The organism is Vibrio sp. 10N.222.48.A3 (assembly GCF_041475345.1).
Lineage (GTDB): Bacteria > Pseudomonadota > Gammaproteobacteria > Enterobacterales > Vibrionaceae > Vibrio > Vibrio tasmaniensis_A.
The window spans coordinates 1-4,055 of record NZ_JBFRVX010001107.1 but is presented as its reverse complement, the minus strand read 5'-3'; the positions used below and the strand labels follow the sequence as shown (position 1 = coordinate 4,055).

Annotated in this window: 4 protein-coding genes; all 4 read left to right on the top strand. The window is 46.0% G+C overall.

The genetic code is table 11. The annotated features are described in order from the left end of the window. Nucleotides 1–534, top strand: a 534-nt coding sequence (locus AB4653_RS24050; RefSeq protein ID WP_372105502.1) for a TolC family protein, incomplete at its 5' end; no start/stop codon positions are given. Between the two features lie 3 nt (nucleotides 535–537). Then, nucleotides 538–1,512, top strand: coding sequence for an HlyD family secretion protein (locus AB4653_RS24045; protein ID WP_004733580.1), 975 nt, complete (start codon nucleotides 538–540; stop codon nucleotides 1,510–1,512). A 7-nt stretch (nucleotides 1,513–1,519) separates the two neighbouring features. After that, nucleotides 1,520–2,797: an ABC transporter permease gene (locus tag AB4653_RS24040; protein WP_102257302.1), complete on the top strand. Its 1,278-nt coding sequence runs from the start codon at nucleotides 1,520–1,522 to the stop codon at nucleotides 2,795–2,797. Then, nucleotides 2,794–3,948 (top strand): ABC transporter permease, encoded by a 1,155-nt coding sequence (locus AB4653_RS24035; RefSeq protein WP_102257303.1) that lies wholly within the window; start codon nucleotides 2,794–2,796, stop codon nucleotides 3,946–3,948. Before AB4653_RS24040 ends, AB4653_RS24035 begins: the two co-directional genes overlap by 4 nt. Nucleotides 3,949–4,055 lie beyond the last annotated feature (107 nt).

Below are 4,055 nucleotides of genomic sequence, written 5' to 3'. Positions count from 1 at the left end.
CCAGAAGTTTACCTTTACGGTGATTACAGCCTGTACGAAGATGACTCGCTAGCCAGTGAAATGAAACCCGATTGGTTAGTCGGTATTGGTGTGAATGTACCGCTACTTGACACGTCAGGTCGTTCCGACAAAGTCGCTGCCGCTCATAGCGCCGTGTCTCAAGTCCAGTTTCTTAAGTCGCAAGCCAAGCAAGACTTAACCGTTTTGGTACAAAAGACCTATCTTGAAGCGAACCAAGCAATTGAAGAAGTTCAAGGCCTCAACTCAAGTCTGTCTTTAGCTCAAGAAAACCTTTCACTTCGTAAAAAAGCCTTCACTCAAGGACTTTCGAACTCGCTAGAAGTGGTTGATGCAGAGCTCTACCTTGCGAGCATCAAAACCCAGCAATCTGCTGCGCGATTCAAATACCTAATCTCTCTGAACAAGCTATTAGCGCTAACCAGCGAAATGAATGCTTACTCGAGTTACTTAACCTCTTCTGTTCCGTCTGACTTCGACTCAAAAACAGACACCGATAGCCAGTCAAAAGGATAATTCATGAAACCTATTAAGCCCCTTCTTCTATCTTTAGTTGGTATCGGCGTTATTGGCTGGGTCGGATACAGTTTTTACCAAGCTTATCAACCTCAGCCTGTTAAGCTTCAAGGTCAAATCGATGCGCAGCAATACAGCATCTCATCGAAAGTACCTGGCAGAATTGATGAAATATTCGTGCGTAAAGGCGATTCGGTTGAAAAAGGCGAATTGATCTTTTCTCTTCTTAGCCCTGAGATTGACGCGAAGCTAGAACAAGCAAAAGCAGGTCAAAAAGCTGCGGGCGCATTAGCAAAACAAGCTGAGAATGGTGCGCGTACTCAACAGATCCAAGCTGCTAAAGACCAGTGGTTGAAGGCAAAAGCAGCCGCCGATCTCATGGACAAAACTTATCAACGTGTCAATAACCTTTACAACGATGGTGTGGTTGCCGAGCAAAAACGCGATGAAGCCAAAACACAGTGGCAAGCAGCGAAGTACACGGAAAGCGCTGCGTTCCAAATGTATCAATTGGCACGAGAAGGCGCTCGTGACGAAACCAAAGTGGCAGCCGCTCAAAAAGCATTAATGGCGGCAGGTGCGGTGGCGGAAGTTGAAGCTTACGCAAAAGACACGCAGATCCACAGTTGGTTTAATGGCGAAGTGTCTCAGGTACTATTGAGCAGCGGTGAGCTCGCACCACAAGGCTTCCCTGTTGTGACTGTTATCGACACCAAAGATGCATGGGCAGTACTTAATGTGCGTGAAGACATGCTTAAGCATTTCGAGAAAGGCAGCCAGTTTGAGGCGTATCTACCGGCTCTAGATAAATCATTAACTTTCCAAGTAACTCACATTGCCGTAATGGGTGATTTCGCTACTTGGCGTTCAACAGACGCAGCACAAGGCTTCGACTTACGTACTTTTGAAGTAGAAGCGCACCCTGTTAATACTAGCGAAACACTGCGTATGGGCATGAGCCTTGTGGTTGAGCTTTAGGTGACGTATGTCTGCTAACTATCGATCTACAGGTTCGCAATCTAAAAGCTCACAATCTAAAGGCTCGCAATCTACAGCCTCGCAATCAACTGAGCATCATAGAGCGAAGAATACCTTGCTTAGGCAGTGGGCGATTGTCCGCAAAGACAAATGGTTGTTGTCTTGCCTAACTTGGATACCTTTGCTGCTTGCTGCCAGTATTTGGCTGATTTTTTCACAAGGGATCGCTCGTGACTTACCGGTTGCGGTTGTTGACTTGGAACACAGCCAAATTTCGCAGCAGTTCACACGCCTTGTTGATGCATCACCAACGCTGCAAGTCACTCAGAAATACAGCTCTGCGAGTGAAGCGGCGAAAGCGATGATTGAACGTGATATCTACGGTTATGTTGTGATACCAAGGCATTTTGACCGAGACCTTCTGCTCGGATTGAATCCGCAAATGTCTGTGTTCTACAACAGCCAATTTATCTTGATAGGTAAGCTAGTGAATTCCGCGTTGTTGCAGGCTCAAGGGACTTTTAACGCGCAACTTGAGGTCGTTAAGCAGTTATCACACGGTGATACCACGGTGCAATCCGCATTAGGCCAAGCAGTAACAGTGCAAAGCCAGATCACGCCACTGTTCAACAAGAACACCAGTTATGCTCAGTTCTTGGTGTCTGCGGTTATTCCTGCACTATGGCAGATCATGATTGTGGTGGGCACGATATTGGTTTTGACGGCGAACGTTAGAGCTCGTGGCCTTGATGCTTGGTTATCCAACGCCCCGATGAAGTCACTAACATCAACATTAACGCCCTACCTTGTCTTATTTTTGATGTTTGGTATCGCGTTTAGCTTTTGGTTCTATGTCCTTTTAGACTGGCCGTTTAACGGCAGTTTTGTGGCACTGACCGTCGCCCAACTGCTTACCGTCATCAGTTGCATCATCATGGGTTGTTTGTTTTTCTTCTTAACGCTTGATCCTGCAAGGGCGATGAGTTTCGCTGGCGCCTTCACAGCACCAAGCTTTGCGTTCATGGGGATTACCTTTCCAGTAACCGACATGAACACGGCAGCGCAAATCTGGAGAAGCTTATTACCCGTAAGTCATTACATCGAAGTACAAACGGCACAGTCTAGTTATGGCGTAAGCGCGGCACAGTCTTTGATCAGCCTCTCTTCTATGTTGTGGTATGCCGTTCCTACATTGGTGGTTATATTATTAATTAAGAAACATCTAATGCAAGCATCACTCTCAGCTAAAACTAAAAACGAAGCAGAACAAGGAGTAAAACAATGAGCTTTACTCAACTGCTAAAACAAGAACTGTTAGCGGTAATTCGCAACCCTGTTGTACTTCTAACGGTATTTGGTGGTGTGGTCTTCTATTCATTCTTGTATCCGCTGCCTTACGCAAATCAAGTTCCTCAACAGCTTAAAGCTTCCGTTGTGAACTTGGATAAGAGCCAAAGCAGCTACCAGTTAGAAAGAATGGTAGATGCCACGTCTCAAATTGACTTGGTACGCCGCGACTCCACCATCGCCGATGCTAAGCAAGCTGTTCTTAATCAAGAGATTGGTGGGTTCCTCGTCATCCCAGAGAACTTCTATAAAGACTTGCTCCTAGGTAAGAGCCCGACGCTTTCTTACGCTGGTGATGCATCTTACTTCTTGGTCTACGGAACCATTGTTGAAGGGCTTGCCAAGGCAGGCGGCACGTTAGCTGCGCAAGTAAAGGTCAGTCACTTGTTAGTTGAAGGTGTGCCGTTAGAATCCGCAGCCAAAGGCTACAGTGCATTCAGCTTGAACCTAAAACCAACCTTCAATAGTCGCATGGGCTACATTGATTACGTGGTTCCAGCCGTCTTTGTGTTGATCCTGCAACAAACCTTAGCCATGGCTTCTGGTTTAGTTGGCGCGACCCAAAACGCTCAATCGACGTTTGGCTATTGGAGTAAGACCTCTCCAGCGAAACTGATACTTGCTCGCTGCTGTACCTTAGTCGGCATATATTACTTGTTGTCGATGTACTACTTCGGCGCGAGCTTTTCGATGTATGGCATTAACCTACTTGCCTCCATAACAAACATTTTGACCTTACTGCTACCCTTCTTATTGGCTAGTTGTTTGATCGGGATTTTTATTGGTGAGCTAGTGCCAAGAAGAGAGTTAGTCACGGTTTTGGTGTTAATCAGTTCAATGCCGCTGATCTTCTCTTCAGGTTTTATCTGGCCTGTTGAAATGATGCCTGAATGGTTAGTACTGCTGTCACAGTTATTCCCAAGCACACCCGCTATCCAAGGTTTTTTAGCGCTCAATCAGATGGGGGCATCTTGGCAAGAGGTAGCGTCTCAATGGACATTGCTATGGATACAAGTCGCTCTATGGGGCTCGTTACTCGCACTTAAGCTTCATCACAAATCGAGTAAACGTATCATTGGCTCTGTTTAACTCTAGTCTCTATTCGTCAGGCACTAAACCTCACGCTCATTGAAACCATTAACAAAGCTCTGATAAAGGGCTTTTTTAATGTCCTTTAGCTTGATTACATCTTCAGC